This is a genomic window from Gordonia sp. (in: high G+C Gram-positive bacteria), from assembly GCF_012515855.1.
Taxonomy (GTDB): Bacteria; Actinomycetota; Actinomycetes; order Mycobacteriales; family Mycobacteriaceae; genus Gordonia.
In genome coordinates this window covers 1-2,636 of record NZ_JAAYXO010000049.1, presented here as the reverse complement: position 1 = coordinate 2,636, position 2,636 = coordinate 1, and the positions used below count along the sequence as shown (strand labels likewise).

At 66.3% G+C, this 2,636-nt stretch carries 3 protein-coding genes; 2 read left to right on the top strand and 1 reads right to left on the bottom strand.

The features are described from left to right. The first annotated feature begins 430 nt into the window (after positions 1–430). On the top strand, positions 431–805 hold the full coding sequence (locus tag GX543_RS03215; RefSeq protein ID WP_290849748.1) for a hypothetical protein: 375 nt from the start codon (positions 431–433) through the stop codon (positions 803–805). Beyond that, positions 802–1,737 (top strand): nucleotidyl transferase AbiEii/AbiGii toxin family protein, encoded by a 936-nt coding sequence (locus tag GX543_RS03210; RefSeq protein WP_290849747.1) that lies wholly within the window; start codon positions 802–804, stop codon positions 1,735–1,737. Before GX543_RS03215 ends, GX543_RS03210 begins: the two co-directional genes overlap by 4 nt. A 54-nt stretch (positions 1,738–1,791) precedes the next feature. Here the strand turns inward: GX543_RS03210 and GX543_RS03205 are convergent. Beyond that, positions 1,792–2,636 (bottom strand): nuclease-related domain-containing protein (locus tag GX543_RS03205; protein WP_290849746.1); only part of this gene is annotated, 845 nt, incomplete at its 5' end.

The window sequence follows — 2,636 nt, the reverse complement described above, 5'->3', positions numbered from 1 at the left end:
TGACACCGCGGTGTGACAGCACCGACGCGTGAGCGCCGGGGCTTTGCGCGCCCATTGCGCGATTTCATCTGCGATAGCGCAGCCGTGCAAAGGAATGCATCCCCTTGGTCCGAGGCAGACTCAGATTCGCTGTGGGATGGAGCCGTCGGACCACATTTCCCTTGTCTCGAATGCAAGTTAAGTGATACACTTTCCTAGCGTTAGGAGGAGCCTCATGACACGCCGAAGCACCGCACGAGACTGGGTGATGGCCCAACCAGCTGGCGCGTACTTCACTACATCGGAGGTGCCCGGGACATCAGCAGCGGTTGACTCCCTTCTGTCGCGCCTCGCTCGACCTGACGGTCCGATCAAGCGCGTCCGCCAGGGCGTGTACTGGCGCAAGCCGGCTCCAACCAGATTCGGCTCCTCGCGACCCGATCCCGCCCGAGTGGCGATCGTGGCGGCCGGCCCCGGGTCTGGCCCGGCCGGAGCCTCCGCGGCGAACAGCCTCGGCCTGTCAACGCAAGTACCCCGACATCCCCACATCGCCGTCGTCGGCCGCGCCCCCAAGGGTCTCGATGGGGTGAAGCTGACGGCGCGTTCCAACTCACTTCGTGTCTTGCTCACGCCGACCGAAGTCGCCGTTCTGGAAGGCGTGCGCGATTTCGATCAGTACTCCGAAGTCGCGTGGCCGCAAGCGCGCGCCCGGCTGCTGCGACTGGCCTCGAAGGGCCAGATCGACCTGGCAAAGATCGCCGACGTCGCCGCTCACGAGCGACGAGCCGGGCTCACCGACCGCATCGCAGATCTGGCCAGCGCGTGACCGAGCTTCTGCGTCATTCGACCGCCGAGTTCGAGGCGCTCCGCGACGGCGCCGCGGAGCGCCTCGAGGTCGCGCCCGGCGCGATTGAGAAGGACTACTGGGCTACCGAGGTGCTCCGCTCGGCCTGCGCGCACGACCTCGGCGTCGACAGCGTCGTCTTCAAGGGCGGCACGAGTTTGTCCAAGGCCTACCGGATCATCGAGCGATTCTCCGAAGATGTCGACCTGCTCGTGGTCACCGGCCTCGGCGGCAACGCGCTCAAGCGCCTCCTCCGGTCGATCGCTGACCGGGTGACTGCCGATCTCGATGTCGGATACGAACGCGAGACTGAGGGTCGAGGCTTCCTCAACGCCCGCTTCGCGTATCCGGCAGCGACCGACGCCGCGTTTCTCACCAGCGGAGTGCTTCTCGAGATGGGATCGCGCGGCGGCCCGGCACCCAACGAGACGAGAACCGTTCGCTCGCTCATGTCCGAAGCTGCGGAACAGCTCGACCCGTCTGCACTCGCCGACTACGCCGATCTCACCGCGTTCGACGTCACCGTCCTTGCTCCAGAGCGAACCCTCGCGGAGAAGATGGCGTTTCTCCACCATCACTCGACGACTGGAGATGTAGACGCGCTGCGGCGAGGTGCACGCCACCTGTACGACGTCACGATGCTGCTTCGGTCAGAGCGCGTGCGCCAAGGTCTGGCTCGCGGAGAGATCGCGGCGCTGATGGAGGACGTCGACGCTCGCAGCCAAGCTGCCGGTTGGCCGTTCACGCCGCGCCCGGAGGCTGGCTTTGCTGCGAGCCCCGCCTTCAGTCCAACGGTGGCGATCATTGAGGCGTTCGAGACCGGCTTCGTGCAGTTGGGCGAACTCGTCTGGGGCGAGTTGCCCGGCGTCGCCGACGTCCTCGACGAGATCCGCTCCAGCTCCGAACTCCTGTAACAGCGGAACGCCACAGGCATCAGAACCCGAGGACGGCGATCGAAGATCGACGGGCTACCGCGCCGACTTGAGAGCCGACCGGAGATGAGCGGCGACCGTCGCCACATCGACTGTGCCGGCCGTAGTGACGACATCGGGCAGCTTGAGGGGCCACAGCATCGTCACCTCCTTCAGTGTCTTGACCTTCCGTGGTCCGAACAGGCCCCAGTCCGCTCCGATGAAGCAGAGCACGCCGGACACGGGAACATCGGCGAAGGTGCCGAGCACGCCTCTCACCGCCTCGACCTGGGCGAGCATGCTGTCGACTCGCTTGGTCTCGTTCCGACCGTTGACGTAGAGGCGCCAGTCGGACTTGAGCCACGAGCCCTTGTCGACGAGTTCGAGCTTGCCTTGGTACTTCTTGGCGTCGATCACGAACACTCCGGACGGTCCGACCACGATGTGATCGATGTTTGCGGACCGAGTCCCTGGCCAATGGCGGTCGTGCAGCACCTCGATGCCGGCGACGTCGGCAAGGACCTCGGCGACGCGTTCCTCGCCCTCGGCGCCGGTCCTCCATGCCGTCGTCGACTGGGTCTCCGCCACCACCGGCTTCGGGGTGAAGGCCGCGACCACCGGGCCGGCCAGCCGATGCTCCGTCTTCACCTTCTCGCGCCAGGCTGCATCATCGGCCACGGCCTGCTCCTGGCGGCGGCGTTCGCGGGCGGACCGCCTCTCGTACTCGGCTTTGGCTGAGGCGCCCGCAACATCGGATGGCGGAGGGGTCGAAACCGGCGTCGCACACGACGGGGTTGGTACCGCTTCGTCAGCAGCTGCGGCTTCAACAGCGGGTGGTTCGGCGACCGACGAGTTCGACAGGTCGTGGTCGCCGCAGGCGATCTTCTTGCGCACCGGGTCGT